Source organism: Streptomyces sp. NPDC046759 (genome assembly GCF_040645475.1).
Classification (GTDB): domain Bacteria; phylum Actinomycetota; class Actinomycetes; order Streptomycetales; family Streptomycetaceae; genus Streptomyces.
Genome location: NZ_JBEYYJ010000008.1, coordinates 25,645 through 52,407, shown reverse-complemented (window position 1 = coordinate 52,407; position 26,763 = coordinate 25,645). Strand labels below are relative to the sequence as shown.

The window sequence follows — 26,763 nt, the reverse complement described above, 5'->3', positions numbered from 1 at the left end:
GCCTTCCCGATCCACGCTGGTCCCTCTCCTGTGTGCGATGAGGTCGGTGCGGACTTACGGGTAGCCGACCAGGTAGGCCACGTTGCTGCTGGGGGTGGCCTGGTTGCCGGTGTTGTCGATGATGTGGTTGATGGTGCCGTCTCCGCCCAGAACCGTGGTGACCATGCTGTGGAACGTGACCGTGGACGTGGTGGGCACTTCGATGGCATGGCCGAGGACGACGGAGGGGTTGTCGCGGAAGTAGGCGTAGACGCCCACCCCCCACGCCTCATGGGAAGTCACCGAGTTGGCGACCTTGTAGGAGGCGTAGCCGAGGTCGCCTCCGCTGGTGGTCCAGCTGGACTGGTCGGGCACGTCGTACGGCGTCTCGCTCTGGTAGAAGTACGTGCGGCCACCGTTGCCGTTCCACGTGGTCTGGTACTTCTGGTAGTGCTCGACCGCCAGGCCGTACATGGTGACGTTGTTGCCGTTGACGATCAGGCCGTTGACGGCCGGGTTGGTCGTCCAGCCCACGCCGTTGGTGTGGTCCGCCCGCCACAGCCACAGGTCGTCGCCGATGACGTCGTTGCTGTTGACCACCAGTGTCTGGGTGGCCTTGCCGGCGATGTCGCCGCCGATGCGGAAGAACACGTCGTGCAGCACGATGGGGTCGGTGGTGTGGCTGGCGGTCGAGCCGGCCGGGCCGACCTGCATCAGTGTGGTGGAGTTGGTGGTGTTCGCGCTGATCAGCAGCCCGGCGATGTCGATGCCGTCGACGTCGGCGGTGGTGATCGCGGTGACGCCGTTGTCCGGGACGAGGGTGGCCAGGCCCAGGCCGAGGACGACGGTGTCGGGGCGGGTGATGTTGAGCGGTGCGGACAGGTGGTAGACGCCCGGGGTGACGATCAGGTTCTTGCCCGCGGCGAGCGCGTTGTTGATGGTCGTGGCGGTGTCACCGGGCTTGACGATGTAGAACTGGCTGATCGGCAGCGAGGTGCCCAGGGCGCTGCCGTTCGTCCAGTCGGGGCCCTGCACATTGGTGCGCACCGATGGGACGAACACCTGCCAGTTGCCTGAGCCGTCGACGTAAATGAACGGCTTCTCACGCATCACGGGGCTCTGGGCGACGGTGGTGTATTGCGGACTGGGGAAGCTGGTCGCCGGGGCGCCGGTGTCGCCGACGAAGACCATGTTCCAGTTGTGCCCGGTCCAGCCGCCGTCCATGGCGGTGTCCTGCGTGAGGAACTGCTGCTGTGTCCCGGAGTTGATCTGACCGGAGACTCGGGAATCGCCGATGTAGCCGCCGCTGGACCAGTTGGTGGAGGTGCCGTGGGTGTCGTCCCACAGCTTCATGCTGCCGTGTACGTCCATGCGCCGGAAGGGGTCGGCCTGCGAGACGGCCCACATGGTGCTTCCCGAACTGGGGTTCACCGACATGTTCTCGACGTCGCGCCAGAAGTTCTGGGTGGCGTTGCCGTCGCTGGTGTGCCCTTCGACGTGTACGCCGCCGCCTGTGATCGACACCTGGTCCGGTGACAGGCCCAGCCCGGAGACCTGGGTGTAGTAGCCGACGGGTATGTCGACGTCGTAGGTGCCGGGGGTGAACAGCAGGGCGTTGCGCTGGGTGCCGAACTCGTTGGTCTGCTGGGTGCCGTAGACGGAGTTGATCTTCGACTGGATGGTGGACATCGGCATCGACGGGTCGAACACCGTGACGTTGGGGCCGAAATCCGGGGTGTTGGGCGGCGGGGTCAGGCCGCCGGTGAGCGTGAAGGACTGGGCGGCGGTGCCGTTGCAGGCGTACTGCTGCAGCTGGACGCTGTCGGCGGTGGAGGCGGACGGCACATCGAGGCACTTGCCGCTGTTGCGGTTGACGAAGTGGTACGTCCCGGAGGCCTCCGCGACCGGCAGCCACTGCTGGTTGGCGCCGCCGCCGTAAAGCCACAGCTGGGTCAGCGCGCCGTCGGCGGTGGAGACGCCGGTCTCGTCCCAGACCTGATTCGGCGCGGACGCCACGCCGATCCGGTAGTAGCCGCTGTCGGTCGCGGTGAACTGCCAGGACTGGGCGCCGGTGCCGTTGCAGGTGTACTGCTGCACAGCGGTGCCGTTACCGGTGGCCGCGGCACGCGCGTCGACGCACTTTCCGCTGCCGGCGTTGACGACGGTGGTAGGGGCGGTGGGGATGGTAGCGGCACTGGCGCTCGGGGCCGATACCAGCGCGATGCCGGCGGCGCCCGGCAGCAGGAGCGCCGTCGTGAGGGCGGTGGCGCGTCTGCGATGACGGTGGGCTCGGACGAGCACAGCGAGAGCGTTTGTCACGCGTGTCTCCTAGGTCGCCTGCTGGGCGAGAGGTTGATCGGACGTTAGGCGCCACCCGACGAGCCGTCAATATAAGTTGAAAGAAAAGTCATGAACTATGTGCTGTGCAAACAACGGCAACTGCAAACAACACCCACGCGACGTGCTGAACGGCCCGCCAGGCATACGAACGCGGCTACAAGGTCGTCTTCGGGTCCGACGTGACCGCCACGGACGACGAGTCCCGGCAGGAACCCGAACTTGCCGTCCTGCGCAAGGGCTTCGCGCTCGTGCTGTCCGCCGAGGAGATCGCCAGTCGGCTTGACGCAGGCACCGGTTCGTCGGAGGTCCGGGAGTAGGGGAGTGCCACGTGATGTGGCACCAGGTCTGCTGAGACAGAAACCCGAACGGCCCCGAATGACCCGTCCCACCCATTCGAGTCCTACTCCGAACGAACCCAGCCCTTTTTGGGACTGTTGCGGCGAGTGACATTGCCGTTGGGTTCGGAGGCGTTGCAGTGCTGACCGTCGGGAGCCGGCCCGTACTCGGGGTGCCGCGGTGCGGGTGTGCGATCGGCTCCGGTGCCGGACGTGGCAGCCGGGATCGGGCCGGGTCGCCGGTCCCGCGCCCCGGGCCGCTCCGGTTCAGCCCGGCGTGTCCATCAGGGCGGTGACATAGGCATCCAGCCGCTCCTCCACACCTCGCGTCGTCAGCTCCGTCCTCCCCGCCTCCCGCCATGCCTGCGCCACCGACTGCACTTCTTCCGAGCACGCCAGCCCGTCCCGCACCCGCCAGTACAGCCGTTGGCTCGCGGCCGTGGCCAGCACTCCGCCGGCCTCCTCGTACTCCTCAGGGAACCGCAGGCCCCACGCCGGGCCGTGCAGCAGCGCGAGATTGGTGGAGCAGTGCGCCACATCGAGATCTGCCGGCCCCCACGAGGTCGCTGCCCAGTCGACGACCCCGGTGATCCGGGCATCTGCCGGCCTGGAGGGCGGCACGTCGAACAGCACGTTGCCTGGTTGGAAGTCCCGGTGCAGGAGTCGCCCTTCATAGGGCGGCGCGGGCTTGCGGATCACATCGATCGCCGCGGCCCACGCCGCCGCGTCGGCGCCCTTCGGGACCACGACGGTGTCGGCGGTCGTCAAGGCCACATATTCCCGCGGCCGCTCGGCGGGTCGCAATGCGTGGATCGCCACGAGTTGCCGGGCCAGCAGAGGAACGCGCGTCTCCGATCCCTCGTCGTCGAGGACCGTCCGGCCCGCCAGGTGTGTCATCAGGAGCGACGGATACTCGCAATGCGCGGCGGTCGGATCGGCAGCGACCAGTCCAGGAGCCGGCACGCCGGTTCCCGCGAGCACGGTCAGGGCGCCGGCCTCCCTGCTCAGCCAGTCCTCGGCGCGCGCCACGTAATAGGGGTCGACGTAGGTCCGCAGCACCAGGTCACGGGTGCTTCCGTCCCGAGTGCCGATGGTCAGCCTCCGCATTTCGGCGGTGATGCCGCCATGCAGCGCGTCGGCTCTGAGGATCCGTTCGCCGACCTCCAGGTGCCGGCTCACCCAAGCCAGTGTCAACGGTCGGACAGCCGCCGGCTCATCGTGGTTGGTCACCGTGGCACCCCAACATCAGGACGGGGCGGGCGCAAAGGCTTTTCCTGGAGGCGGTGGCGACACCGCGCTGCTCATCTCGCAGTGCCACAGACATTGTTCAGGCATTCGCACCGGGCCGTGGCCACAGCCTGGAAGGTGTCCATAGAGCGGATTCTGGCATTGGGGAGGAGACACCTGCGGTGCCGCGGCACGCAGGGTGGCGTTGTAGGCGCGGACCATCTGACATGTGATGGAGTCGTTCTCGGCGAGGACTTCGCGGTGCAGGAGGGTGACGCTCGTGCGGCCTGCGTTGACGCGGCGCTCAAGGGAGGGCTCGTAGGGTCCAGTCGGCTGGTCCGGGGCCGGTTCTCCCGGAGGGTGTCCTGCCGGTGGCGGCATGTGGGTGGCGTAGCACGGTGTTGAGTCCCCAGCCCGACGCCGGGGGATCACACGACGCGTGTGCCCCTGGGCGACTTACAAGCTGCACACGGCGAGCCGTCGAACGTGATCACGAATATTCCGACCCCTCCGCCGAAAAATCCATCAAGCCCTTTTGCGTCCTTCAGCGGTCACCATGTGGGTATCCGCGTTCCCGACTACGACGCGGCGAAGGCTTGGTACACGGAGAAGCTTGACTTCCGAGTGCTCCTGGAGTGGCCCTATGGTGAGCTGAAGCTCGCGTACCTCTGCCCGCCCAACGATGACAACTTCCATGTGGAACTGCTGGCCGGACCGGTTCCCTTCCCGAACGAGGTCCTCGATGACCTCGGAGTCAGCCTGCAGCACGGCGGCTACCAGCACATGTGCGTCCATGTCGACTATGTCGACGAAGCCCGTGCGGAGCTCGCCAGCCGTGGTGTGGACCTTATCGGTGAGCCTTTCGAGATCGAGGACATCAGCCGGCGACTGGCGGAATCATCACATCGTCACGCCCGGCCAGAGTACTTCAACAAGATCGTACGAGTGGATGCGCGCGGGCGAGACGGCGCGCTTCTGGTGGGCCGGGATCGCTGTGTTCGTTAGCGTCGACCCATGTTGCATACGAGATTCACCGACATGTTCGGTATCACCTACCCGGTGATGGCGGCCCCGATGGCCTTGCACAGCGGCGGAACACTCGCGGCCGCGGTCTCCGCGGCCGGCGGGCTCGGCTCCTTCGGCGGTACACATCCCTGGAAGGGGCCTGAGTGGATCCGTGCGGAGATCGCGACCATCCGTGCCACGACTCACCTCCCGTTCGGAGTCGGCTTCATCACGCCGTTCCTCCCCTTCACCGAACCGCATTTCGATGCCGCACTGGAAGAGCGACCAGAGGTCATCGCGCTGTCGTTCGCCGACCCGCAGCCGTGGCTTGCTCGAGCCAAGGCCGCAGGAGCCCGGGTGATGTGCCAGGTACAGAACTACGATGACGCACGGACGGCCGTCGCCGCGGGTGCCGATGTCCTCGTGGTGCAGGGCAGCGAGGCCGGTGGCCACACCGGAACGATGGGCCTCCTGCCGTTCCTGGCCGGGATCGTGAAGCGCTACCCCGATGTTCCGGTGCTGGCCGCAGGAGGCATCGGCGATGGCCGGACACTCGCGGCCGTCCTCACCGCCGGGGCGGACGGCGCCTGGCTGGGCACGGCGTTTCTCGCCACCCCCGAAGCGATCGAGGTACACGATGTCCACAAGCGCCTGATCGTTGAGAGTGATGGCGGCGACACCGTATGGACGCGGGCCTACGACATCGTGTCGGGGCTGCCGTGGCCGGCGACCATCGGTGAACGAGTCCGCCGCAATCGGTTCACCGATGAGTGGTCAGAGCGCGAGGTGACGCTGCGGGACCGTAGAGAGGAGTTCGCGCCCCCGAGGGACGTCAGCCCCGTTGAGGGCCCGCCCGATCCTGACACGAGCGCGATTCTCTATGGCCAGTCGGCGATCTTCGTCGATGCCGTCCGTCCCGCCGCAGAAGTCGTCCGCACGATCAGTGACGAGGCCGAGGCAATCCTGGCCTCACGGCCTCGATCGCTGCTGAGCTGACGAGCAACCCCCGCTCGTGTGGGGACGACGAAACTCGACGCCCCGGTCGTGAACGCCTGAGTCGCCACCGGCGGGGTGGCCCCGGTGGATGCGGTCCGCTCAGTTCGGGGAACGCATGGTTGCGGATGGCCTCCGGGAGCGGCTGACGAGTGGCTGCTCTGTCATTCTCGTGATGATGCCGAGGCATACCCGATGATGGCCTCGAAGAGGAGGAGGCCCTGATCCACCAGTTCCTCCCTTGAGACGCCCAGGACTCCGTTGAACCAGCTCAGCAGCATCTCGCTGACCGCGCCCACGACGGCCACGGACAAGGAGGTGGGGTCCATCCGGGGATCACGGAGCCCTTCCCTCAGGAGGGATTCCACGAGGCCGTTCATGCGCTGCAGGCCCAGACGCCGTTCTCGTGCCGTGAGGGGACCGGCCCCCAGGGATTCTGTGAGTTTGACGCGCCCTTTTCTCGGGTCTTCCAGCGGAAGCCCGGTGATGACGTCGATCACGTTTCGAGCCCGGTCGCGCAGCGGCTGGTCTGTGGCGATCGCCTCGGTGCACCGGGTGATCTGTTCCTCGTAGATGTCTCTCATGAGCGCTGCCATGAGATCGTCGAGGGACGTGAAGCTCTCCGCGAAGTACCTGTCCTTCAGTCCGGCGTGGCGGAGTACCGCACGGATGGACGTGTGGGCGTATCCCTGGCTGGAGAAGAGTTCGAGACCGCTCTCCATGAGGCGCCGACGGCGGAGCGAGGCGCGCTCTTCCGCCGTGGCTCCGCCATATGTCCTCACGATGTGCCACCTCTCCTTGAGGCGTCCTTTTCATGGTGCGAGGTTCCGCACCGGCCCCGTCTGCCGACCGCGATGCTCAGTGGCCTCGTAGGGGAATGTGAGCCGTCAGTCTGCCCCTCGTCCGCGGCGGCCGTGGCATTTCCACCGCATTTCGCCCATCTGGTGACAGATTACCCCAGATGGGTGTAATGTCGACTGTACTCAGTCGTGAACCATGAATAGTCCCCCCAGGGCCGGTACCAGCCGCAGGGGCGTCGCAGATGTGGCCCATCCGCAGGTTCGACGCGCCGGGCCACCGCGCAGGAAAGTCATGACCGGCAGCGGCCTGCGTGCCGCGCTGAGCACCGCCGTGCTCGCTGGTCATCCACGTATCGAACACCACGGAGTGTCGTGGCCCCACAGGCCATGCCGTGGGGAGAGTTCACCATGGATCCCCTCCACCTGTTCATCGGCGGACGCTGGGTGCACGCGTCCGGTGACCGTGCCATCAACGTCGTATCCGCGAGTACCGGCGATCATCTCGGTGCTGTGCCGGACGGTTCCCAAGGCGACATCGACCGGGCGGTCGGAGCCGCTCGTGCCGCATTCGACGCACCGGCCGGCTGGGCCTTCTGGGACCCTGAACACCGCGCGGCCGCCATGATCCGTCTCGCGGATGCGCTCGATGCCAGGAAGGGGGCGACCTCCGTCGCCGTCAGCGCGCAGAACGGCATGCCGATCACTGTCGCCCGGTCCTTCGAAGGTGTGGTGCCGTCAGCCCTGCTGCGCTACTACGCGGCTCTGGCCGACAGCATGACGTCCGAGGAACTGCGTGCCGGACTGCCCCGTGGCACCACCCTGGTCCGGCGGGAACCCGCAGGCGTCGTAGCCGCCATCATGACCTGGAACTTCCCTCAGACCATCGCCTTCTTCAAGGTGGCCCCGGCCCTGGCAGCCGGTTGCGCGCTCGTCCTCAAGCCGGCTCCGGAGACGGTCCTCGACTCGGTGCTGCTGGCGGAGGCCGTCGAGGAAGCGGGCATCCCCGACGGCGTGATCAACATCGTTCCGGGCGGCCGCGACACCGGCGCCCATCTGGTCTCCCATCCTGACATCGACAAGGTGTCGTTCACCGGATCCACCAGAGCAGGACGCCAAGTGGCTGCCGCCTGCGCCGAGTTGCTGCGGCCGGTGACGCTTGAACTGGGAGGCAAGTCCGCCGCCGTCGTCCTCGACGACGCCGACCTCGCCGCGAACGCAGAGCAGTTCTTCATGGCCAGTCTGCTGAACAACGGTCAGACCTGTTACGCGAGTACCAGGATCCTGGCCCCCCGCAGCAGGCATCGGGAAGTCGTCGAGTTCTGTACGGCGACGGCCCGTGACGCCGTCGTCGGTGACGCGCTCGACCCCGGCACCCAGATCGGCCCGCTCGTCAGCCGACGCCAACGCGAACGGGTCCTGGGCTACATCAAGACCGGCCTCAACGAAGGGGCTCGGCTCACCACCGGAGGAGGCCGGCCACCCCACCTCGATCGAGGCTGGTTCGTCGAACCCACCGTATTCGCCGACGTCGACAACGCCTCGACCATCGCACAGGAAGAAATCTTCGGCCCGGTCCTCACGATCACGCCCTACGACAGCGAGGACGAGGCAGTGCGCCTGGCGAACGAGTCGGCCTACGGCCTCGCCGGCACCGTCTGGACCACGGACTTGGACCATGGTGCCCACGTGGCCCGCCGTTTGAGGACCGGCACCGTCGGGCTCAACGGTTACCTTCCCGACCTCACCTCCCCCTATGGGGGCAGGAAGGCCAGCGGACTCGGCAGCGAACTGGGGCCCGAGGGTCTCCAGGCGTACCAGCAGCTCCAATCGATCTACCACCCCTGATGCGACAGCCGGCATCCGCCGCCCGGCCCGGGCGATTCCGGGCGACGGTCGCTCGCCGGGCGAGGTAACCAGCATGACTTCCACCGGAACCGAAGGATTCGACTACGTCATCGTGGGCGCAGGCAGCGCCGGTTGCGTACTCGCGGACCGCCTGAGCCACGACGACCGCGTTCGGGTACTGCTCCTCGAAGCGGGCGGCCCCGACACCGACGAACTCATCCACATCCCAGCCGCGCTCGGAATGCTCTTCGGATCGCATACCGACTGGAGCTACCGCACGGTCGAGCAGCCCCAGCCGGGGCGCACCTTCTCCTGGCCCCGGGGCAAGACACTGGGCGGCTCATCATCCACCAACGTCATGATCTACACCCGGGGCAACCGGCACGACTACGACAGCTGGCGTGATGAGCACGGTGCGAAAGGCTGGGGCTACGACGACGTCCTACCCTATTTCATGAAGTCCGAGTCGAACCGCCGCCTCGGCGAGCCCTACCACGGTTCGGACGGACCCCTGTACGTCGAGGACCGCGTCTACACCCACGAACTCTCACGATCCTGGCTGGACGCCGCCGTGGAATGGGGACTGGACCGCAACGACGACTTCGCGGGTGCGTCCCCCGCCGGCGCCGGCCTGTACCAGGTGACATGCCATCACGGGCGACGGTGGTCCACGGCCGACGCCTATCTGCGCCCGGCCCTTGGCCGACCCAATCTCGTGGTACGCACCGACGCCCTGGCAACAAGGATCACACTCGACGGATCACGCGCGGCCGGTGTCACCTATCTGTGGGACGGACAGAAACGGACGGTTCACGCCGACAGGGAGATTCTCGTCTGCGGCGGATCCATCAACTCGCCCCAGCTGCTGCTCCTGTCGGGCATAGGCGATCCCGATGAGCTGCACGATGTGGGGATCGAGGTCCGAGTCCCGCTGCCCGGGGTCGGGCGCAACCTGCAGGACCATCTGATGGCTCCCGTCGTGTGGGAGACCCGGAACTCCACTGACATCGTCCGGGACCTGCTCACCCCGGACAACCTCGAACGCTGGCGCGCACACGGCGACGGGCCCTTCGCCTCCAACTACGGCGAGGTCGGCGCGTTCCTCGACGTCGCGGACGACCAAGGCCGTCCTGACGTCCAGCTGGTGGGAGGGGCCACGGCACTCATCCTCAGCGGTGAGGAAGAACCTGACCGGCCGGTGTTCACGATGAACTGCGTCCCCCTGCACCCGCAGACCCGCGGCACCGTCCGTCTGGCATCGCCTGATCCGCAGGCCCCACCGCTGATCGATCCCCGGTACTACGACGTGCCCGCCGATGCGTCGGTCATGGTCGCCGCACTCAGAGCGGTCATAGGCATCGCCCGCTGCGCACCGTTCGCCGAATACCTGGGGCGGTCGTACCTGCCGGCCAGTGACCCGGACTGTCTGGACGACGCGGCTCTCGAAGAGCACGTCCGCAGATGGAGTGCCACGGCGTATCACCCAGTGGGAACCTGTGCCATGGGAACCGGACACGACTCCGTCGTCAACTCGGACCTGGAGGTCCACGGAGTCGAGCGTCTCCGTGTCGTCGACGCCTCGGTCATGCCGACTGTCATCAGTGGGAACACCAACGCACCCACGATCATGATCGCCGAAAAGGCTGCGGAGCGGATCGGGGAGCGGCCTCACTGAACTCGACGTTGCTGAAGCCCTTGGCAGCTCAGTTCGCCGGGCTCGCGTCGGGGGCCTGGTCCGCTCGGTGATCAGGTGAACCTTCGAGCCGTACTTGCCTCGGTCGACAGGATTCGGACGGACCTGTCAGGTCCCCCCGTCGGTAAATGACGGCACCGACAGGGCAACGCTCACGGGCCGGGGTGGGTGTTGGTGAGCAGTCGAGTTTCTGCGGTCGCTCGTTCCCTCTGTCGCCAGGTTCCGGGTGGTTGTCCGTGATGGCGGCGGAAGGCGGCGGCGAAGGCGAAGGGCGAGCCGTAGCCGACGGCGTCGGCGATCTGGGGCAGGGTGAGATCGTCGGCGCGCAGGTGGTCCCGGGCGACGGTCATGCGCCATTCGGTCAGGTACTGCATGGGGGCCTGACCGAGCGCCTCCCGGAACACCCGTGCGAAGGCGGCCCGGGACAGACCGCTGATTGCGGCGAGTTCGGGGACCGTCCACGGGTGAGCCGCATTCTCGTGCATGGCCTGGAGTGCGGCGGCAAGGCGCGGGTCCGCAGCTGCCCGGTACCAGCGGGGTGCGGTCGCGCTGCGGCGGAAGTCGCAGCGGATGGCCAGGACGAGAAGCAGGTCAAGGAGACGATCCAGGACGATCTGCTGGGCGAGTTCGTTCCGGACCAGTTCCCGGGAGAGCAAAGTGATCACGTCCCGCAGGGGATCGTCGTCGGCCGCCGAGAGGGTCAGGACCTGGGGCAGTGCGTCAAGGAGTCCGCTGCCGACCTCGCCGGAGAACTGGTAGGCGCCGCACAGGAACACCGTGGCCTGCGGGTTGTCCTCGGGGCTCGTCCGGGTGTGGCGGGCCCGGAACTCCTCCGGCTCCAGGCATGCGGCACCCGGCTCATGCCCGATGTAGTGGTGCGGCCCGCCGCGCACCAGCGTGACGCTCCCCGGTATGAGTTCCACGGCGCTGCCGGGGGTGTCCAGCCAGAGGTAGCCGCGGCCACGGACGACGGTGTGCACCGACAGCTGAGTCGAACCGCCGAGATGCAGTCCCCACGGTGGTTCGGCGACCGTCCGGGCGAACACCGCGCCTGTGGCGCGCGCACGGACCAGGTGATCAGACAGCAGGTCCATGGGATCAGCTTGCTCAGTACGAGTATCAGGGTCAAGGCATGAGAGCATCGCGTAAAGAGTTGAGCGCTGGGCACATGGAATGTCGTGCTCCAGGCGGTGAGCATGGAGTCATGAACAGCGAGACACCTCCCACCGCACTCATCCTGGGCGGCACCGGCCGGACTGGTTCGCTGCTGGCCGACGGGCTCGGCCAGCGAGGGGTCGTCCCCCGGGCCGCGGCGCGCAGCGGAGCGGACGTCCGGTTCGACTGGGACGATCCGGCCACCCACCCCGGTGCCCTGTCCGGCGTCGACCGCCTCTACCTGGTGACCCCCACCCTGCGCCTGAGCTACGCCGCCCAGGTCGGCGCCTTCCTGGACCTCGCCGAGGCGGCCGGGGTGCGCCACGTCACCTACCTGAGCGTCTACAACGCCGACCAGGCGCCGGCGGGCGTCGACATCGCGGCGATCGAGGCCGACCTGGCCTCCCGGCCCGGCATCACCCACGCGGTGCTGCGCCCCGCGTGGGTGATGCAGAACTTCGCCGACGACCACCTCCCGGTCATCGACGGAGTGCTGACGGCGCCGAGCGCCGGTGGTCGCGAGGCCTTCGTCGATGCGGCCGACATCGCGGCGGTAGCGGCCGAGACGCTGCTGGCCCCCGAGGCCCATGCGGGCGCCACCTATGCACTCACCGGCCCGCGGGCCCTCACGTTCCGCGAGGTCGCAGACACCATCGCCGCCGTGAGTGGCAGCCCCGTCTCCTACCACGACATCGACCAGGAGGCGTGGATCAGCGCCCTCCTCGCCGCGGGCATCCCTGCCGACTTCGCGGTGATGATGCGCTGGCTCACCGGCGCCATCATCGACGGCAACGGAGCCACGCCCTCCGACGACATCGAGAAGGTCACCGGCCGGCCGGCCACCGCCTTCGGCGAGTTCGCCAGGCGCAACGCACACGTCTGGGCCGCCTCGTGACCGGCTCGGTGGGATCCACAACTATCGAACAGAACCGTAGGAGACACTGCAATGATCGACCACGTCTACATCACGGTGAGTGACCTCGGCCGCGCGAGCGCCTTCTACCTCGCGGCGCTCAAGCCGCTCGGATGGAAAGAGATCGGCTCCTACGAATCGGACACTCCGGGTATCCCCAGCCTCTTCGGACTCGGCGACCGGGTCTACGGATCGGGTAAGGCCATCGGCGCCAGCATCTGGCTGCGTGAGCGGCAGCCAGGCGAGACCGGCCTCTACCTCGGCCTGGCCGCCGACAGCCCGGACGAAGTCGACGCGACCTACTCCGCCGCCCTAGCTGCCGGCGGCCACGATGATGGCGGAGCCGGTCCGCGTCCGCACTTCGGCCCCGGATACTACGCAGCGAATGTCACTGACCTCGACGGCAACCGTCTCGAGATCGTCAACAAGGCCATCAATCCAAAGCGCCCAGCCTGACTGGTAGTTGCCCCGCCGTCTCTCCTGAGAGGGAGGCGTACGGCGGATGTTGCTCAGCCGTGGCCGCCACCGTCGTCCCCCTCCAGGTCGGGCGCGTCCGGGTCACGCAGCGGGCGCAGGGCGCCGGCGGCCGGGTCGGAGGCGTTGAAGCTGCAGCGGCCGAGCAGGTTCAGGTTGCGGTGCCGGAGCGGGGACAGGCGGGCGATGTCCGCCAGGACGTCCTCGAACCCGCCGTCCCACTCGGCGCCCGCCAGCAGGCGGGCCCGCGGGTTGGACCAGCGGTGCGACGGGGCGGCGAACACGTCGCGGTTGTTCAGGGCCCGGTGCAGCTGCTCCAGCACGCACGCCACGTACGCGTCCCGGTCGACCGCGCCCTGCGGCAGGTCGGGGTTGGCGTAGACCGTCCGTGCGGCGCCGGACGTGTTCCTCGGCTCGCTCGGCAATCGGAACACGGTCCGCAACTACGGGATCGGGGTGGCAAGACCGCTGAACGGCTCGGCGAGGCCCGGCCGCTGGTGTCGGTCGCGCGGACGACGAGAACGGCGAGGCCCTCGAACTGCTCTGGGGCACCGCAGCGGTCGACACCTGGAACTTCCGCCGGGCGGCGGTGCGGTCCCGGCTCGGCTGGTGCCGGGAGCGCGGCTACGAGGGCCGATGGTCCCGGAGGTGGCAGAGATGACCGCCGAGATCCTGGCGGTGGTCGGGGAAGTCCACCAGGACGCGGGGGCCCAGATGGCACCTCGCCGCTTCAGACTCCGTCAGGGACTGTCTCTTTCGCAAGGGAACCGGCGTTGACGTCTCGGTTCTGGATCGTCGCGGCTGCATGGTGGAGTTCGGTGAGCACCCTTCGTACGGCTCGCCGTGCGGCACGTTCGGGGCGGTGGAGCACGTCGATGTGGCGTCGGGTGTGCACGCCGCTGAGCGGTCTGAGGATCAGTGCGGGGTGCGGACGCGTGGTCCAGCGGGGCATCAGGGCCAGGCCGCCTCCGGCGGCTACGGCTTCGGCGACCACCGTGAATTCGTTGATGCGATGGACGATGTTGAGCCGCCGGTTCGCGGCGGTCGCGATGGCGTCGATGGTGGCCATCAGCGGGAAGCCGTCGTGAACGGTGATCCAGGGTTGATCGGCGACGTCTCGCGGGGTGAGGCGTCGTTTGGCGGCCAAGGGGTGGTCGGCAGGGAGGGCGATGTCCAGCGGTTCGCCAGCAGCGTGTTGGTGGTGACCGTGGCCGGCCACGGTGGCGCCTGGTCGAGACGGTGGGCGAGTACGAGGTCGTAGGCCCGGGTCAGCCGCGGGAAGTGGTCCTGCGCGACGTCCTCGTCGGCGAGCGAGAGCTGCGGGTGCCCGGGGCCGGTCTGGGCAAGCAGCAGCAGGGGGAAGAATGCCGCGGCCGCGCTGTGGAAAGCCGCCACCGACACACTCGCGTCCGGCCGGCCGACGAACTCCTCGATGGTGTGCCGTGCCCTGGCCAGCGCGGTCTCCACCTCGATGGCCGCGCCGGCCAGGGCTTGCCCGGCATCAGTGAGCACCAACCGCCGTCCGTCACGCTCCGTGAGCGGGACGGGGATCGAGCGTTGCAGCAGTCGTAGCTGCTGGGAGACCGCCGAGGGGGTCATCAACAACGCCTCGGCGGTCGCGGTGACGCTTCCCAGTTCGCCGAGCTCTCGCAAGATCTGCAACTGTCGTTCGTTCACCACTCTCAGTGTAGTGATGCTTCAAGATTGTTTAAGAACCTCGTCTTTGGCTTCAGGGTGGAAGCAGTGCAGCGTAGGGGGGTGTTCCACGCCCGCCGCACTGACGCAGTGCTTCTCCTTGTCGCCATCGTCTGGGGCTCCAGCTACCTGGCCGCGAAGACGGCCACCTACGCCCTGCCCGTCCTGGTAGTGCTGTTCGCGCGGTATGCGATCTCGGCGATCGCCTGCTTCGCCCTCGCCACCGTTCGCCAAGAGGGGCGCTACACGCGAGACGAGGTGCGTGTCGGGTCCCTCTTGGGGGTCACCCAGGCTGCTGTCCTGGTTCTCGAGACGTACGGCGTCGCGCACACCAGCGCGGCCAATGCCGGCCTGATCATCAGCCTCACCATCGTGCTCACCCCGCTGCTGGACCGCACGGCAGGCAACGGCCGACTGCCCCCGCGCTTCTTCGCCGCAACAGGCGTGTGCCTGCTGGCCGTCACACTGCTCATGTCCGGCAGCGGCTTCCGGACTCCCCGGATCGGCGACCTGCTGATGCTCGCCGCCGCGGTGGTGCGCGCCGTGCACGTTGCGCTCGTGGGGCGACTGACGAAGGGCCGCGTTCTCCGGCCCTTGCGCCTCACGGCCGTCCAGACGGCCGTCGGCTCGGCGCTGTTCGCCGTGCCGGCCTCAAGTGGCCTGCCGAGGCTGACTCAGATCGATGCCGCGGTCTGGAGCCGGCTCGTCTATCTCGCCCTGTTCTGCAGCGTGTTCGCCTTCCTCGCCCAGACCTGGGCGGTACAGAACAGCTCCGCAAGCCGGGCCAGCCTGCTGCTGGGCACCGAACCGGTCTGGGCCGTCGCGGTCGGCATCGGCCTCGGCGGCGAAAAGTTCTCCGTCCTTGCCGCCCTCGGGGCGGCGCTCATGGTCACCGGAACGTACTGGGGACAGAGCATCGAACGCATCCACCGCACCACCGACAAAGAGGGGCCCCATGCCGGACAACGACACCTACCAGCGTCTGATCAACCTGCTCGACAGCACCGCAACCGTGTACAAACTCATTGACCACGAACCGGAAGGCACAACCGAAGCGGTCAGTGCACTGCGCGGACACCCGGTGTCGCAAGCCGCGAAATGCCTCATCCTGATCGTCAAGATCGACCGACGGGTCACTCGCTACGTGCTCGCGGTCGTCCCCGGCGACCGGCGTGTGGACCTCAACGCCATCCGTACCCTGTTCGCAGCCCGCTACGTCGGTTTCTGCGACGCAGCCACGGCCGAGCGACTGGCCCACGCCGTTCCCGGCACCGTCCTGCCCTTCAGCTTCGACCCCGAACTTGAACTCGTCGCAGACCCGGACGTCATTGCCCAGCCCTGCCTCTACTTCAACGCCGCCCGCCTTGACCGCTCGCTGGCCATCTCCGGCGCGGACTACACCAGGCTCGCCGAGCCGCGCATCGAACGCATCACCAGTCCCGTATCGAACTGACATCAGACGTGGCGATCGTAAGCAGTGATTCCGGATGCCTGGGCCAGTACTCCGGCGGTCCGTGCCCCCGTTTCGACGGCAGGGTCGGCGGTGCTGGGCAGGCAGCGGTCATGCTCGGGAACGAACTCGGTCGTGATGACGCCGGCGTGATCCGTCGCGACCTCGTCGAGCGACACCTGCCAGCCCCGTTCCTTGAGAGCTGTGTCACCCACCGCAGCTTTGCCACCCAGTGACCAGCCGGCGAGCGCGATCTGCTCGGGATCCCCGCCGAAGTCAGACACGCTCTGCCGCGCGAAGAGGGCTGACTCCCCCAGATGTGTTCGCCCACCATCCAGGGCGTCGCGGCGCCAGTCCGGCACCAGGACAATGACGCCCAGCGCCGCTGCAGCGCGTGCAACTGGCGCGAGGACGTCCCTTTCATCGGGGCCCCGGCCGTGCCATAGCAGCAGCGCGGGAACAGGCCCCGACGTGTCTGCTGGCTGGTAGACGTCCATGAGCTGGCCGCTGGGCCCGTCCTGTGTCGCCCCCGGAGTGGCGTTCCCCGCAGCTGTGAACGGCGGGTTGCTCCACAGACGCAGATGAAGGGCATCGGCTGCGGCTGCCATGTGTGCAGGACCGAACGACTCGGTTCGCGGGTCCAGCACGGTGGGTGGGTGGTCACTGCGCCGCGGGCGCGAATGATCACGTCGTAGGCGCCGATCAGGAACACTGGTCGAAGGCCCGGTGAGCATGCTGAAGCGCGGCGCTGATCGCGTAAGTGGGGTTAGGGACCGTCAGTGACCGCAGCTGGCCGGGTGGGGGAGCGAGCCGTAGCCGCGTCCATCTGATGACCCCCTTCGGCGTTGAGGCCGTCGCCCACTCCGGGTGGCCCGGGTCGCCGAAGAGGCCCATGTACGCAGCGGATTCAGTTCTCGCCGGTTCCGTCCGGCTCGGTACGGCGATGGGCGTCGATCTCGGCCATGTGCTCCTCCGCCCAGGAGCGGAGCGCGGCGAGTGCCACCTCCAGAGACAACCCCAGTCCGGTGATCCGGTAGTGCACGCGCGGAGGGACGGTCGCCTCGACACGGCGGGAGACCAGGCCGTCGTGAGTGAGGCTCCGCAGAGTGGTCGACAGCATCTTCTGCGACACGCCCGGCATCCTGCGCTGCAACTCGGCGAACCGCACCTCCTGCGGAGCAGCCTCGGACAACACCTTGATCGCCATGGACGTCCACTTCGTACCGATCCTGTCGAGCAGCCGACGCGTCGGGCAGTCCGGATCGAAGAGGTCCCCGCGCGCGGCATCGGGAACCGTGGGAGGGGTGGTCACCCGGAGCTCACCACCTTTCGGGAAAGTGCCGTTTTGGTGCGCCCATCCTAGTCACCTATCTTCAGCTTGTAACCATTCGTTACTACAAGGGAGCTGATGTGATGCCCCACCCGCCCATGCCGTCGCCCGCCCGCCGTACCGCGGGTTCGGACCTCGATCCGGACGTGGAGATCCGGACCGTCGCCGCAGGCGGCATGGCCGTTGAGGTGGCCCTCGCCGGCGAAGGCCCCGCCCTCCTGCTGCTGCACGGCTTTCCGCACACCTGGCAGGTGTGGCGGGCGGTCATCGGCCCGCTGGCCCGGCACCACCGGGTGATCGCACCGGACATGCGGTGGCTGCGCAGCGACAAGGCTGCGTCCGCCACGGAGCCCACGGCAAAGGGCTACGACGCCGCGACGCTCGCGCGGGACGCCGAATGCCTGCTGGAGGCGCTCGGCGCGACGGACGCAGCGGTGGCCGGTATCGACGCCGGAGCTCCTCCCGCCTTCCTGCTCGCCCTGCGGCGTCCCGGCCTCGTCCGGCGCCTGGTGCTGATGGAGTCGCTTCTCGGCGGCTTGCCGAGCGGCGGGCAGAGCACGGCGGGCGGACCCCGGTGGTGGTTCGGTTTCCATTCCGAGCCCGGTCTCGCGGAATCCGTGCTGCCCGGCCACGAGGACCGGTACATCGGCTGGTTCCTCGAGAACGGCACGCTCGGTCGCGGCATACCCGGCGCGCTCCGTGAGGCGTTCATCGCCGCCTACACCGGCCAGGACGCCTTGCGCCGCGCCTTCTCCTACTACCGAGCTCTGCCGCGCAGCGCCCGGCAGCTCAGGGACGCCACCATGACCGCCCGGCTCACGATGCCCACCATGGCCATCGGGGCACACCCCGTCGGTGCCGCGCTCGAACAGCAGTTGCGCCCGATCACCGACGACCTGGCCGGCCATGTCATCGAGGACTGCGGCCACATCATCCCGCTGGACCGCCCTGAGGCCCTGCTCGCACTGCTCCAGCCGTTCCTGGCCGCTGACATCGCCGCCTGAACGCGGCACCGCACACCCCGGCGGCGCGGGCGGCGACGCCGGAGGTGACCTGGAGCGCCGGCGGATCGTCGGGCGAGACGCGGTCGTCTTCCCCGAGGTGGTGGCCGTCGCCGACGCGCGGCTGGACCCGGCCGTGGCCGAGCCGGCGTGGGTGGACAGCGGTGCGGGGCGGCCGCGAGCACTGCCCGCCAACGGATGTTCTGCCGTCGGCTCGGGGAGCGCGTCCGGCGCATGTGGCTGGGGCCATTGGCAGCGATGGATCACGGCGTCGGATTCCCAGAAGAGCCCTGGTGAGGGCCCGGCCGGGGGACCCGGTCTCTGGAAGGCGGCAGCGCCACCGCCCTGCCGGTCGAAGAGGAGGGTGGCGGGGCCGTGTTGTGTCGTCGGCTTCAGGCGGGGTCGGTGGCGGGCTCGGTCGCGTAGCGGCTCATCGCGTCGATGTTGGCCTGTGGCGTCAGCGGCCGGCCGCTGGCGAGTACTTCCTGGAGGTCCCGGAAGTACTGCACGTACAGGTCGGGGGTGAATGTGCTGAGCATGACGGCGGGTTGGTCGGTCAGGTTGGCGAAGGTGTGCGGGGTACCGGGTGGCACCATCACGAGCGTGCCCGTGGCGGCGTCGTAGTCCTCGTCCCCGACGGTGAACCGCACGGTGCCGGACAGGATGTAGAAGCCCTCGTCGTGTCGGGCGTGGCGGTGCTGCGGCGGTCCCTGGGTGTGCGGGGCGAGGACGGACTCGGCGATCGCGAGGCGGTGCCCGGTGTGGCTGCCGTCCTCCAGAACCCGCATGCGCGTGGTACCCAGAACGATCATCTCGCCATCGCCGGGACCCATCACGGATACAGGGGGGTGGGTCTGCGGCTCGCTGGTCTTCGCTTCTTCGGTCATGCTCACGAGTTCACCGCCGGGGCTCCAGGGCTGTCCAAGACCCGTCCCGCCGAGCCGATACCTCGTGGGTATCGTTGCAGCGTGGAGCTACGGACCCTGCGCTACTTCGTGGCGGTCGCCGAGGAACTCCACTTCGGCCGGGCCGCCACCCGGCTGCACATGAGTCAGCCCCCGCTGAGCCGGGCGATCAAGCAGTTGGAGGCCGATGTCGGGGCCCTGCTCTTCGCCCGCTCGCCTGCCGGCGTCACGCTCACTCCGGTGGGCACGGTGCTCCTCGACGAGGCGCGGGCCCTGCTCGACCATGCCGACCGCGTCCGGGTACGCCTGAGCGCGGCGGCCGGCGTAGCGACCATCACCATCGGCATCCTGGGCGACGGCACCGACCCGGGGGTGGCCAGGCTGGCCGCCGCCTACCGCCGACACCACCCCGGCGTCGACATCCGCATCCGCGACACCGATCTGACCGACCCGACCTGCGGACTGCGCGCCGGACTGGTTGACGTCGCGCTGACGCGGGCGCCGTTCGACGAGACTGCCCTGACGGTGCGTGCGCTGCGAGCCGATCCGGTCGGCGTGGTCCTGCGCGCCGACGATCCGCTGGCCCGCCGCGACGGGCTGCGGCTGGCCGAGCTGAGCGACCGCCGCTGGTTCCAGTTCCCGCAGGGCACCGACCCTGTCTGGCAGTCGTACTGGAACGGTGGCAGGCCGCGCGAGGGCCCAGTGGTGCGCGCCGTCCAGGAATGCCTGCAGGCCGTGCTGTGGAACGGCACGGTCGGCCTGGCCCCGCTGGGACACGACCTGCCCGCGGAGCTGGCCGTGGTACCGCTGATCGACCTGCCGCCGAGCCGAGTGGTGGCGGTGTGGAACGAGGGCGACGCCAACCCGTTGATCCGATCCTTCATCGAGATCGCGACGACCGCGTACCGTCACTGAGCACCGGCGATCGGTGCCGCCGCGACTCGTGAACAAGCCGAACGGCCGCAGCCCCAGAGACCGCCTCCCGAAATGGTGAACGTCTGCTGTTCCTTCTCGGGCTCTGGCTCAACTTCTGTGGAGCAGTAACGCTGCGTGCTGTCGAAACCCTGCTCATCCGACCCGGTTCCAGGTGGCGTCCCACAGTGAGGTCTGCTGCGCGGGCGGGGCCTGCTGTGTGGCACTGGCGAGTTTCGGCACCGCAGGGGACGCCGACTTGCTTGCCGCTTACCTGGATCGCTACCTGCGTCGGCCCGACCTCGCCTACGACCAGCCGACGGCCATGGGTGCCCTGGCCTACACCGACTCCGTCCTGCATGGCGACCGGGCCAGCCACTTCCTCCAAGAGGGCGGCCTGTGGCGGCAGTGGTTCCAGAACGCGCCCCACATGCACGGCGATGACGGCATCTCCACCTACCTGGGCGACATCCGCCTCGCCTGCGCCGTCATAGACGAATGCGCCGACACCTGACCCCAGTGGCTTTGGTGGGGGAGGCACTCCAGCGCTCACACGGCAGCGGTGATCGTCTCGCCCGATCCGGTCGCGGACACAATCGTGCCCCGCATCCTCTGGATGACACTCGGGGCTCGGCGACAGCCGCGTCGGGAGCCTCTCGCCGCTCCGGTTGCCCAAGGGTGTGGTGCCGCTTGGGCTGCAGGCGGTCGTGCAGGCGGTCACGGTCTTGGCGATCGCGCCCGCCGGTGGTCGGCGGCGCGGTGCTCACTGGCCGGGCGCTCCCGTGCGCAGGCCGTCCATGACGAGGTCGAGGAGCCTGGTGGCGCGGGGCCGCCAGTCGTCGCGGGGGTCGAGCTGCCACAGGCCGGCGATAGCGAGGAGGAAATCGTCCCCGGTGACGCCGGAACGGACGGTGCCGGCTTGCTCGTTGGCGCGGAGCAGCAAGTTCGCCGCCTCGATCACCGGCGTGGGGGCCGGCTTCGCCGGACTGCCTGGCGCGCTGGTGACCTGCCGGATCGCGTCGGCCAGGCCGGCCTTGGTCATCGCGAACTCCGAAAGCCGGTCCATCCACCCGCGCAGGGCCTGCGCGGGTGGCCGGGTCCGGAGCAGGTGGGCGGCACTGTCGGCGACCTGCTGCATCTCGTGCCGGTAGATCTCCAGGACGAGTGCCTCGCGGTTGGGGAAGTTGCGGTAGAAGGTGCCCTGGCCGACGCCGGCCTTCTTGGCGATCGCGCTCAGTGGCGTGTCCGCGCAACGGGACAACTCTGCGAGTGCCACCTCCAGGATGCGCTCGCGGTTGCGCTGGGCGTCCGAGCGCCGGGGTGCGTCGTTCATCTGCGGCACTCGTCCTTCCTGAGGGTTCGTGGCCGAACCTCGCCCTTGCTAAGCGGACAGTTGTCCGTTACGTTTTCCAGTTAGCGGACAGCTGTCCGGTTGTTGTACACGATAGCTGCGGACGCGTCCCTGTGGCAGTCCGCGGTCCCCTTCGGTTCCAGCACCACGCATCGCCGCCCCACTCTGCGGCACAGTCCCGCACCACACACCCTGCGCACCCACCCGGTATCCCGGTTGCTGAAACGCCCCATCTGCCCTGGAAATGCGAAAGAAGCTGCTCATGGCCTCATCGACGTCCAGTGTCATCACCCTGAACATCAACGGCGAGAAGTACACACTGCCCGTCGACCACCGCACCACCCTGCTCGACGCACTGCGCGAGCGCCTCGCGCTGACCGGCTCGAAAAAGGGCTGTGACCAGGGACAGTGCGGCGCCTGTACGGTCCTGCTGGACGGCCGCCGGGCCGTGTCCTGCCTGCAACTGGCCGTGGCGGCCGAGGGCCGGGAGATCACCACCATCGAAGGCGTCGCCGAGGGCGATCAGCTGCATCCCGTGCAGCAGGCGTTCCTCGACCTGGACGGTTTCCAGTGCGGCTACTGCACTCCGGGACAGATCTGCTCGGCGATCGGGGTGATCCAGGAGCACGCGGCGGGCTGGCCCAGCGCCGTCACCGACGACATCCGGCCCGAGGCCGGACCACCGCCGCTGACCGCCGAAGAGATCCGTGAGCGCATGAGCGGCAATCTGTGCCGCTGCGGCGCCTACGTCTCGATCGTCGAGGCCGTGGCCCAGGCGGCCGAGGCGCAGCCGGACGCGGGGCGCGCGGGCCTCGGGACGGAGCCGAAGGAGACCGTGGCATGAGGGAGTTCGACTATCGGCGGGCGTCCGACGTCGCCGGCGCCGTGGCGCTGCTCGGTGCCGATCCGGACACCCGCTTCCTCGGCGGCGGCACCAACCTCGTCGACCTCATGAAGTCCGGCGTCGAACGCCCTGCCCGGCTCGTCGACATCCGTGAACTTCCGCTGGATCAGATCGAGCCGACGCCGGAGGGCGGCCTGCGCATCGGCGCCACCGTCACCAACGGCGACCTGGCCGCGCACCCCGAGGTCCGTCGCCGCTACCCGGCGCTGGCCCAGGCGGTGCTGGCCGGTGCCTCCGGGCAGCTGCGCAACATGGCCACGGTCGGCGGGAACCTGCTCCAGCGCACCCGCTGCGGCTACTTCACCGACGTCACCAAGCCCTGCAACAAGCGTGTCCCGGGCAGCGGTTGCCCCGCCGTCGAGGGCGAGCACCGCAACCACGCGATCCTGGGCGCGTCGGAGAACTGCGTCGCCGTACACCCCTCCGACATGGCCGTGGCGCTCGCCGCCTTCGACGCGGTCGTCCATTTCGAGACCGCCGACGGGCCGGGCGAGGCGCCACTGGCGGACTTCTACCTGCCCGTCGGCGACACCCCGCACCGCGAGACCGCCCTGCCGCCGGGCGCCCTGATCACCGGCGTCGTCCTGCCGCCCGTCCCGGTCGCCACCAACTCCCGCTACCGCAAGGTGCGCGAGCGCGCCTCGTACGCGTTCGCCATCGGCTCGCTCGCGGCCGCGCTCGACGTGAGGGACGGCGTCGTACGCGACGCGCGTCTGGCGTTCGGGGCCGTCGCCTCCCGGCCCTGGCGAGCCCTGGCCGCCGAACGCGTCCTGATCGGCGCTCCGGCCGACGCCGGGACCTACACCGCCGCGGCGGACGCCGAACTGGCGGCGGCGCGGCCACTGCCCCAGAACGGATACAAGGTGACCCTCATGCGCAACCTCGTCGTGGCCGAGCTCACCCGACTCGCACAGGAGGCCGCCCGATGACCACCGTCACCACCGCGACACACACGCAGGCGCCTTCCGTCGGCACCGCCCACACCCGCGTGGAGGGCAGGGACAAGGTCACCGGCGCGGCCCGCTACGCCGGAGAGATCCCCTTCGCCGACCTCGCGCACGGCTGGCTGGTGCTCTCCACGGTCGCGCGTGGCCGTATCCGTTCCATCGACAGCGGTCCCGTCCTCGCCATGCCGGGCGTCCTCGCGGTCCTCGACCACCGCAACGCCCTGCGCGTGAACACCGACTACACCGGCCTGATGGGCATGAAGCCGGACCCGACCTGCGCCGTCTTCCAGCACGACCGGGTGCCGCATCTGGGCTGGCCGGTGGCCCTGATCGTGGCCGAGACGTCCGAGCAGGCCAGAGAGGCCGCCGAGGCGCTCGTGGTGACGTACGAACAGGAGCCCCACGACATCGACTTCGGCGCGGGCCACCCGGGCGCCTACCCGGTGGACGGGCACATGCCGGCCGTGACGGAGAAGGGGGATCTGGACGCCGAACTGGCCGCGTCGGCCGTCGTCGTGGACGCCGAGTACCGCACCCCCGAAGAACACCACAATCCGATGGAGCCGCACGCGGCGACCGCCCACTGGGACGGCGGCCGGCTCGAGGTGGTCGACTCCAACCAGGGCGCCACCTGGGTCATCGGCGAACTCGCGAACCTCTTCTCGCTCGACCCGGCGTCGGTTCGGGTGCGCTCCGAGCATGTCGGCGGCGGCTTCGGCAGCAAGGGCGTACGGGCCCACCAGGTGGCCGCCGTGATGGCCGCGACCGTCCTGCAGCGCCCGGTGCGAGTCGTCCTGACCCGCCGTCAGATGTTCTCGTTGGCCGGCTACCGCAGTCCCACCATCCAGCGGGTCAGGCTCGGCGCCGACGCCGAGGGGCGGCTGCGCGCGCTGGAGCACAGCTCCCTCAGCCTCACCTCCACCGTGCACGAGTTCGTCGAGCCGAGCGCCGGGGTGGCACGGGTGATGTACGACGCCGACGCCCACCACACCGCCAACCGCGTGGTCCGGCTCGACGTGCCCACCCCGACGTTCATGCGGGCCCCGGGTGAGGCGCCGGGCTCCTTCGCGCTGGAGGCGGCCCTCGACGAACTCGCCGAGAAGGGCGGCATCGACCCGGTCGAGCTGCGGCTGCGCAACGAACCCGAGCGGGGACCGGTTTCCGGCCTGCCTTTCGCCGGCCGCAACGTGGCCGCCTGCTTCCGGGAGGGCGCCCGCAGGTTCGGCTGGGCGGACCGGGACCCGCGCCCGGGCCTGCGCCGGGACGGCCGCTGGCTGCTCGGCACCGGCACCGCGGCAGCGTCCTTCCCCGCGGGCGCGGCGCCCTCCACGGCCACCGTGACCGCGCACCCGGACGGCGGTTTCACCGTGCGGATCGCCGCAGCCGACATCGGCACCGGCGCCCGTACCGCACTCACTCTGGTCGCCGCCGATGCGCTGGGCGTGCCCCTGGAGCGGGTCCGCGTCCGCATCGGTGACAGCGACTTCGGACCGGCGATGATCGCCGGCGGTTCCATGGGCACCCGCTCCTGGTCCTGGGCGGTCGCGGCCGCGGCCGAGGAACTGCGCGACAGGCTGGGCCTGGGCGCCGACATCCCCCCGGATGGCATCACGGTGCGGTCGGACACCACCGAGGCCATCGGCTCGCTCGCGCCCGCCGAGCGCCACTCCTTCGGAGCCCAGTTCGCCGAGGTGGCCGTGGACGTCACCACCGGCGAGGTGCGCGTGCGGCGCATGCTCGGGATCTTCGCGGCGGGCCGGATCGTCAACCCGCTCACCGCGCGCAGCCAGCTCGTGGGCGGCATGATCTGGGGCATCTCCATGGCGCTGCACGAGGAGGCCGTACGGGACCGCGCCTCGGGCGGCCACGTCGGCGCAGATCTCGCGGGCTACCACGTGGCCAGCCACGCCGACGTCCCGCACGTCGAGGCCGACTGGATCGACGACACCGACCCGAACGACCCGGTCGGAATCAAGGGCATCGGCGAGATCGGCATCGTTGGCGCCGCGGCCGCAGTCGCCAACGCGGTCTGGCACGCGACCGGCGTGCGCCACCGCGCCCTGCCCATCCGGCCGGACCGGGTCCTGACCGTGGCAGCGGGAGCACTTGATGCTTGACCTGGCCGAGGAGCTGGACCGGTGGATCGAGGAGGGCCGGGAGTTCGCCGTCGCCACCGTAGTGGCCGTCGGCGGCAGCGCACCACGCGGTCCCGGCGCCGCCCTCGCCGTGGACGGTGCGGGAACCGTCATCGGCTCGGTCTCCGGTGGCTGCGTCGAGGGCGCGGTGTACGACCTGTGCCTGGAGGCCCTGCGGACCGGGGAGAGCGTGCTCGAACGATTCGGCTACAGCGACGAGGACGCCTTCGCCGTCGGCCTTACCTGCGGCGGCACGATCGAGGTGCTGGTCACGCCGGTTTCCGGCCAGGCGCCTGCCCGGCCGGTCCTCGCGGCTGCCGTGGCGGCCGCCGCCCAGGGCCGGCCGGCGGCTCTCGCCCGGGTCGCCCGCGGCCCGGCCGAACTCCTGGGCCGCGCCCTGCTGGTGCGGCACGACGGCACGCACGAGGGCGCTCTCGGCGGCCGCCCGGACCTGGACCGCACGGCGGCGGCCGAGGCCCGCGCCCTGCTGGAGGCGGGCCGCACCGGCACGGTGGAGATCTCCGCGGACGGCTCGCACTGCCCCGGCGGCCTCACCCTGCTGGTCGAGTCACACGTGCCGCCACCGCGCATGATCGTCTTCGGCGCCGTGGACTTCGCCTCGGCGCTGGCGAGGGCCGGCAAGTTCCTCGGCTACCACGTGACCGTGTGCGACGCCCGAGCAGTCTTCGCCACCCGGGCCCGCTTCCCCGACGCCGACGAGGTCGTCGTCGACTGGCCGCACCGCTACCTGCGGCGCACCGGAACCGACGCCCGCACGGTCCTGTGCGTCCTCACCCACGACGCGAAGTTCGACGTACCCCTGCTCAAGCTGGCCCTCGGCATGCCGGTGGCGTTCGTCGGCGCGATGGGCTCGCGCCGCACCCACGAGGACCGCAACCGGCGTCTGCGGTCCGAAGGCGTGAGCGACCGGGACCTGGCCAAACTGCGCTCTCCGATCGGCCTCGACCTCGGCGCCCGTACGCCCGAGGAGACCGCCCTGTCGATCGCGGCGGAGATCGTCGCCGCCAGGCGGGGCGGCACCGGCGTGCCGCTGACCGGCTCCCGGACACCGATCCACCGCGACCTTCAGACCGCCGCAGCGACCGGAGGATAAGCTCCACCGACCTATGAATCACCAAGAGCTCGTAACACGATCTCGTGGACGTGTGCTGGTCGGCCGTGACCAGGACGACGATTCCGCCGCTCGTGAGACGTGAGGAACCGGCCGTGGATCCTGGACGACGACTTGTGGGCGCTGCTCGAGCCTCCTTCTGCCGCCCTGGCCGGAGAAGGCGCCCGGCCCGAAGCCGTTGGGCGACCGGCTGTGCCTGCAGGGCATCTTGTACGTCCTCTACAAGGACGTGAGCTGACAAC

The 26,763-nt window shown here is 69.3% G+C and carries 25 protein-coding genes and 1 pseudogene; 16 read left to right on the top strand and 10 right to left on the bottom strand.

Annotation, left to right across the window (positions count from 1 at the left end):
• Window positions 1-54: 54 nt before the first annotated feature.
• Window positions 55-2,223 carry an RICIN domain-containing protein gene (locus ABZ919_RS13195; protein WP_361247085.1) on the bottom strand — a complete coding sequence of 723 codons (2,169 nt, stop codon included), beginning with the start codon at window positions 2,221-2,223 and terminating at the stop codon, window positions 55-57.
• 275 nt (window positions 2,224-2,498) lie between these two features.
• Here ABZ919_RS13195 and ABZ919_RS13190 point away from each other — a divergent pair, with 275 nt between their 5' ends.
• Complete coding sequence (locus tag ABZ919_RS13190) at window positions 2,499-2,636, top strand: hypothetical protein (RefSeq protein ID WP_361246541.1); 138 nt, start codon at window positions 2,499-2,501, stop codon at window positions 2,634-2,636.
• A gap of 285 nt (window positions 2,637-2,921) precedes the next feature.
• Here ABZ919_RS13190 and ABZ919_RS13185 read toward each other — a convergent pair whose 3' ends face one another.
• Window positions 2,922-3,884: a phosphotransferase gene (locus ABZ919_RS13185; protein WP_361246538.1), complete on the bottom strand. Its 963-nt coding sequence runs from the start codon at window positions 3,882-3,884 to the stop codon at window positions 2,922-2,924.
• Window positions 3,885-4,322: 438 nt separating this feature from the next.
• Here ABZ919_RS13185 and ABZ919_RS13180 point away from each other — a divergent pair, with 438 nt between their 5' ends.
• Together ABZ919_RS13180 and ABZ919_RS13175 are read left to right on the top strand one after the other, a co-directional pair.
• Window positions 4,323-4,886, top strand: coding sequence for a VOC family protein (locus ABZ919_RS13180; RefSeq protein ID WP_361246535.1), 564 nt, complete (start codon window positions 4,323-4,325; stop codon window positions 4,884-4,886).
• A gap of 9 nt (window positions 4,887-4,895) precedes the next feature.
• Window positions 4,896-5,882, top strand: a complete 987-nt coding sequence (locus ABZ919_RS13175) for a nitronate monooxygenase (RefSeq protein WP_361246532.1) — start codon at window positions 4,896-4,898, stop codon at window positions 5,880-5,882.
• Window positions 5,883-6,043: 161 nt separating this feature from the next.
• Here the strand turns inward: ABZ919_RS13175 and ABZ919_RS13170 are convergent, their stop codons facing one another.
• Entirely contained in the window at window positions 6,044-6,661 is a 618-nt protein-coding gene (locus ABZ919_RS13170) for a TetR/AcrR family transcriptional regulator (protein ID WP_361246529.1), read from the bottom strand.
• Between the two features lie 426 nt (window positions 6,662-7,087).
• On the opposite strand from ABZ919_RS13170, the gene ABZ919_RS13165 reads away from it, so the two are divergent.
• Entirely contained in the window at window positions 7,088-8,524 is a 1,437-nt protein-coding gene (locus ABZ919_RS13165; protein WP_361246527.1) for an aldehyde dehydrogenase, read from the top strand.
• A 73-nt stretch (window positions 8,525-8,597) separates the two neighbouring features.
• Window positions 8,598-10,199, top strand: coding sequence for a GMC family oxidoreductase N-terminal domain-containing protein (locus ABZ919_RS13160; protein ID WP_361246524.1), 1,602 nt, complete (start codon window positions 8,598-8,600; stop codon window positions 10,197-10,199).
• Between the two features lie 170 nt (window positions 10,200-10,369).
• Here the strand turns inward: ABZ919_RS13160 and ABZ919_RS13155 are convergent, their stop codons facing one another.
• On the bottom strand, window positions 10,370-11,311 hold the full coding sequence (locus ABZ919_RS13155) for an AraC family transcriptional regulator (RefSeq protein WP_361246521.1): 942 nt from the start codon (window positions 11,309-11,311) through the stop codon (window positions 10,370-10,372).
• 110 nt (window positions 11,312-11,421) lie between these two features.
• Between ABZ919_RS13155 and ABZ919_RS13150 the strand changes: the two genes are divergently transcribed.
• Both ABZ919_RS13150 and ABZ919_RS13145 read left to right on the top strand, forming a co-directional pair.
• Window positions 11,422-12,267 carry an NmrA family NAD(P)-binding protein gene (locus tag ABZ919_RS13150; protein WP_361246518.1) on the top strand — a complete coding sequence of 282 codons (846 nt, stop codon included), beginning with the start codon at window positions 11,422-11,424 and terminating at the stop codon, window positions 12,265-12,267.
• A gap of 51 nt (window positions 12,268-12,318) precedes the next feature.
• Window positions 12,319-12,741: a VOC family protein gene (locus ABZ919_RS13145; RefSeq protein WP_361246515.1), complete on the top strand. Its 423-nt coding sequence runs from the start codon at window positions 12,319-12,321 to the stop codon at window positions 12,739-12,741.
• 53 nt (window positions 12,742-12,794) lie between these two features.
• On the opposite strand, the gene ABZ919_RS13140 is transcribed toward ABZ919_RS13145, so the two are convergent.
• Together ABZ919_RS13140 and ABZ919_RS13135 are read right to left on the bottom strand one after the other, a co-directional pair.
• Window positions 12,795-13,184 (bottom strand): hypothetical protein, encoded by a 390-nt coding sequence (locus ABZ919_RS13140; RefSeq protein WP_361247124.1) that lies wholly within the window; start codon window positions 13,182-13,184, stop codon window positions 12,795-12,797.
• A 305-nt stretch (window positions 13,185-13,489) separates the two neighbouring features.
• Window positions 13,490-14,436 (bottom strand): annotated as a pseudogene (locus ABZ919_RS13135) (LysR family transcriptional regulator).
• Window positions 14,437-14,517: 81 nt separating this feature from the next.
• On the opposite strand from ABZ919_RS13135, the gene ABZ919_RS13130 reads away from it, so the two are divergent.
• Together ABZ919_RS13130 and ABZ919_RS13125 are read left to right on the top strand one after the other, a co-directional pair.
• Entirely contained in the window at window positions 14,518-15,483 is a 966-nt protein-coding gene (locus ABZ919_RS13130; protein ID WP_361246512.1) for a DMT family transporter, read from the top strand.
• Entirely contained in the window at window positions 15,410-15,907 is a 498-nt protein-coding gene (locus ABZ919_RS13125) for a YbaK/EbsC family protein (protein WP_361246509.1), read from the top strand. Before ABZ919_RS13130 ends, ABZ919_RS13125 begins: the two co-directional genes overlap by 74 nt.
• Before the next feature lie 2 nt (window positions 15,908-15,909).
• On the opposite strand, the gene ABZ919_RS13120 is transcribed toward ABZ919_RS13125, so the two are convergent.
• Both ABZ919_RS13120 and ABZ919_RS13115 read right to left on the bottom strand, forming a co-directional pair.
• Entirely contained in the window at window positions 15,910-16,401 is a 492-nt protein-coding gene (locus ABZ919_RS13120) for a hypothetical protein (RefSeq protein WP_361246507.1), read from the bottom strand.
• 410 nt (window positions 16,402-16,811) lie between these two features.
• Window positions 16,812-17,216 carry a helix-turn-helix domain-containing protein gene (locus ABZ919_RS13115; protein WP_361246504.1) on the bottom strand — a complete coding sequence of 135 codons (405 nt, stop codon included), beginning with the start codon at window positions 17,214-17,216 and terminating at the stop codon, window positions 16,812-16,814.
• A 194-nt stretch (window positions 17,217-17,410) separates the two neighbouring features.
• Here ABZ919_RS13115 and ABZ919_RS13110 point away from each other — a divergent pair, with 194 nt between their 5' ends.
• Window positions 17,411-18,238, top strand: a complete 828-nt coding sequence (locus ABZ919_RS13110) for an alpha/beta fold hydrolase (protein WP_361247082.1) — start codon at window positions 17,411-17,413, stop codon at window positions 18,236-18,238.
• A gap of 389 nt (window positions 18,239-18,627) precedes the next feature.
• Here ABZ919_RS13110 and ABZ919_RS13105 read toward each other — a convergent pair whose 3' ends face one another.
• Entirely contained in the window at window positions 18,628-19,122 is a 495-nt protein-coding gene (locus tag ABZ919_RS13105; protein ID WP_361246501.1) for a cupin domain-containing protein, read from the bottom strand.
• A 96-nt stretch (window positions 19,123-19,218) separates the two neighbouring features.
• Here ABZ919_RS13105 and ABZ919_RS13100 point away from each other — a divergent pair, with 96 nt between their 5' ends.
• Window positions 19,219-20,055, top strand: a complete 837-nt coding sequence (locus ABZ919_RS13100; RefSeq protein ID WP_361247080.1) for a LysR substrate-binding domain-containing protein — start codon at window positions 19,219-19,221, stop codon at window positions 20,053-20,055.
• Between the two features lie 172 nt (window positions 20,056-20,227).
• On the top strand, window positions 20,228-20,566 hold the full coding sequence (locus ABZ919_RS13095; protein WP_361246499.1) for a DUF6000 family protein: 339 nt from the start codon (window positions 20,228-20,230) through the stop codon (window positions 20,564-20,566).
• 249 nt (window positions 20,567-20,815) lie between these two features.
• Here the strand turns inward: ABZ919_RS13095 and ABZ919_RS13090 are convergent, their stop codons facing one another.
• A complete protein-coding gene (locus ABZ919_RS13090; protein ID WP_361246496.1) occupies window positions 20,816-21,385 on the bottom strand; it encodes a TetR/AcrR family transcriptional regulator in 570 nt (189 codons plus the stop codon).
• A gap of 280 nt (window positions 21,386-21,665) precedes the next feature.
• Between ABZ919_RS13090 and ABZ919_RS13085 the strand changes: the two genes are divergently transcribed.
• The 4 genes from ABZ919_RS13085 to ABZ919_RS13070 are packed head-to-tail and all read left to right on the top strand — an operon-like array spanning window position 21,666 to window position 26,503.
• Window positions 21,666-22,247, top strand: a complete 582-nt coding sequence (locus ABZ919_RS13085; protein WP_361246493.1) for a 2Fe-2S iron-sulfur cluster-binding protein — start codon at window positions 21,666-21,668, stop codon at window positions 22,245-22,247.
• On the top strand, window positions 22,244-23,236 hold the full coding sequence (locus ABZ919_RS13080) for a xanthine dehydrogenase family protein subunit M (protein WP_361246491.1): 993 nt from the start codon (window positions 22,244-22,246) through the stop codon (window positions 23,234-23,236). Before ABZ919_RS13085 ends, ABZ919_RS13080 begins: the two co-directional genes overlap by 4 nt.
• Complete coding sequence (locus tag ABZ919_RS13075; protein ID WP_361246488.1) at window positions 23,233-25,371, top strand: xanthine dehydrogenase family protein molybdopterin-binding subunit; 2,139 nt, start codon at window positions 23,233-23,235, stop codon at window positions 25,369-25,371. The genes ABZ919_RS13080 and ABZ919_RS13075 overlap by 4 nt, the downstream gene beginning before the upstream one ends.
• Window positions 25,364-26,503 (top strand): XdhC/CoxI family protein, encoded by a 1,140-nt coding sequence (locus ABZ919_RS13070; protein ID WP_361246485.1) that lies wholly within the window; start codon window positions 25,364-25,366, stop codon window positions 26,501-26,503. The genes ABZ919_RS13075 and ABZ919_RS13070 overlap by 8 nt, the downstream gene beginning before the upstream one ends.
• The last annotated feature ends 260 nt before the right edge of the window (window positions 26,504-26,763 follow it).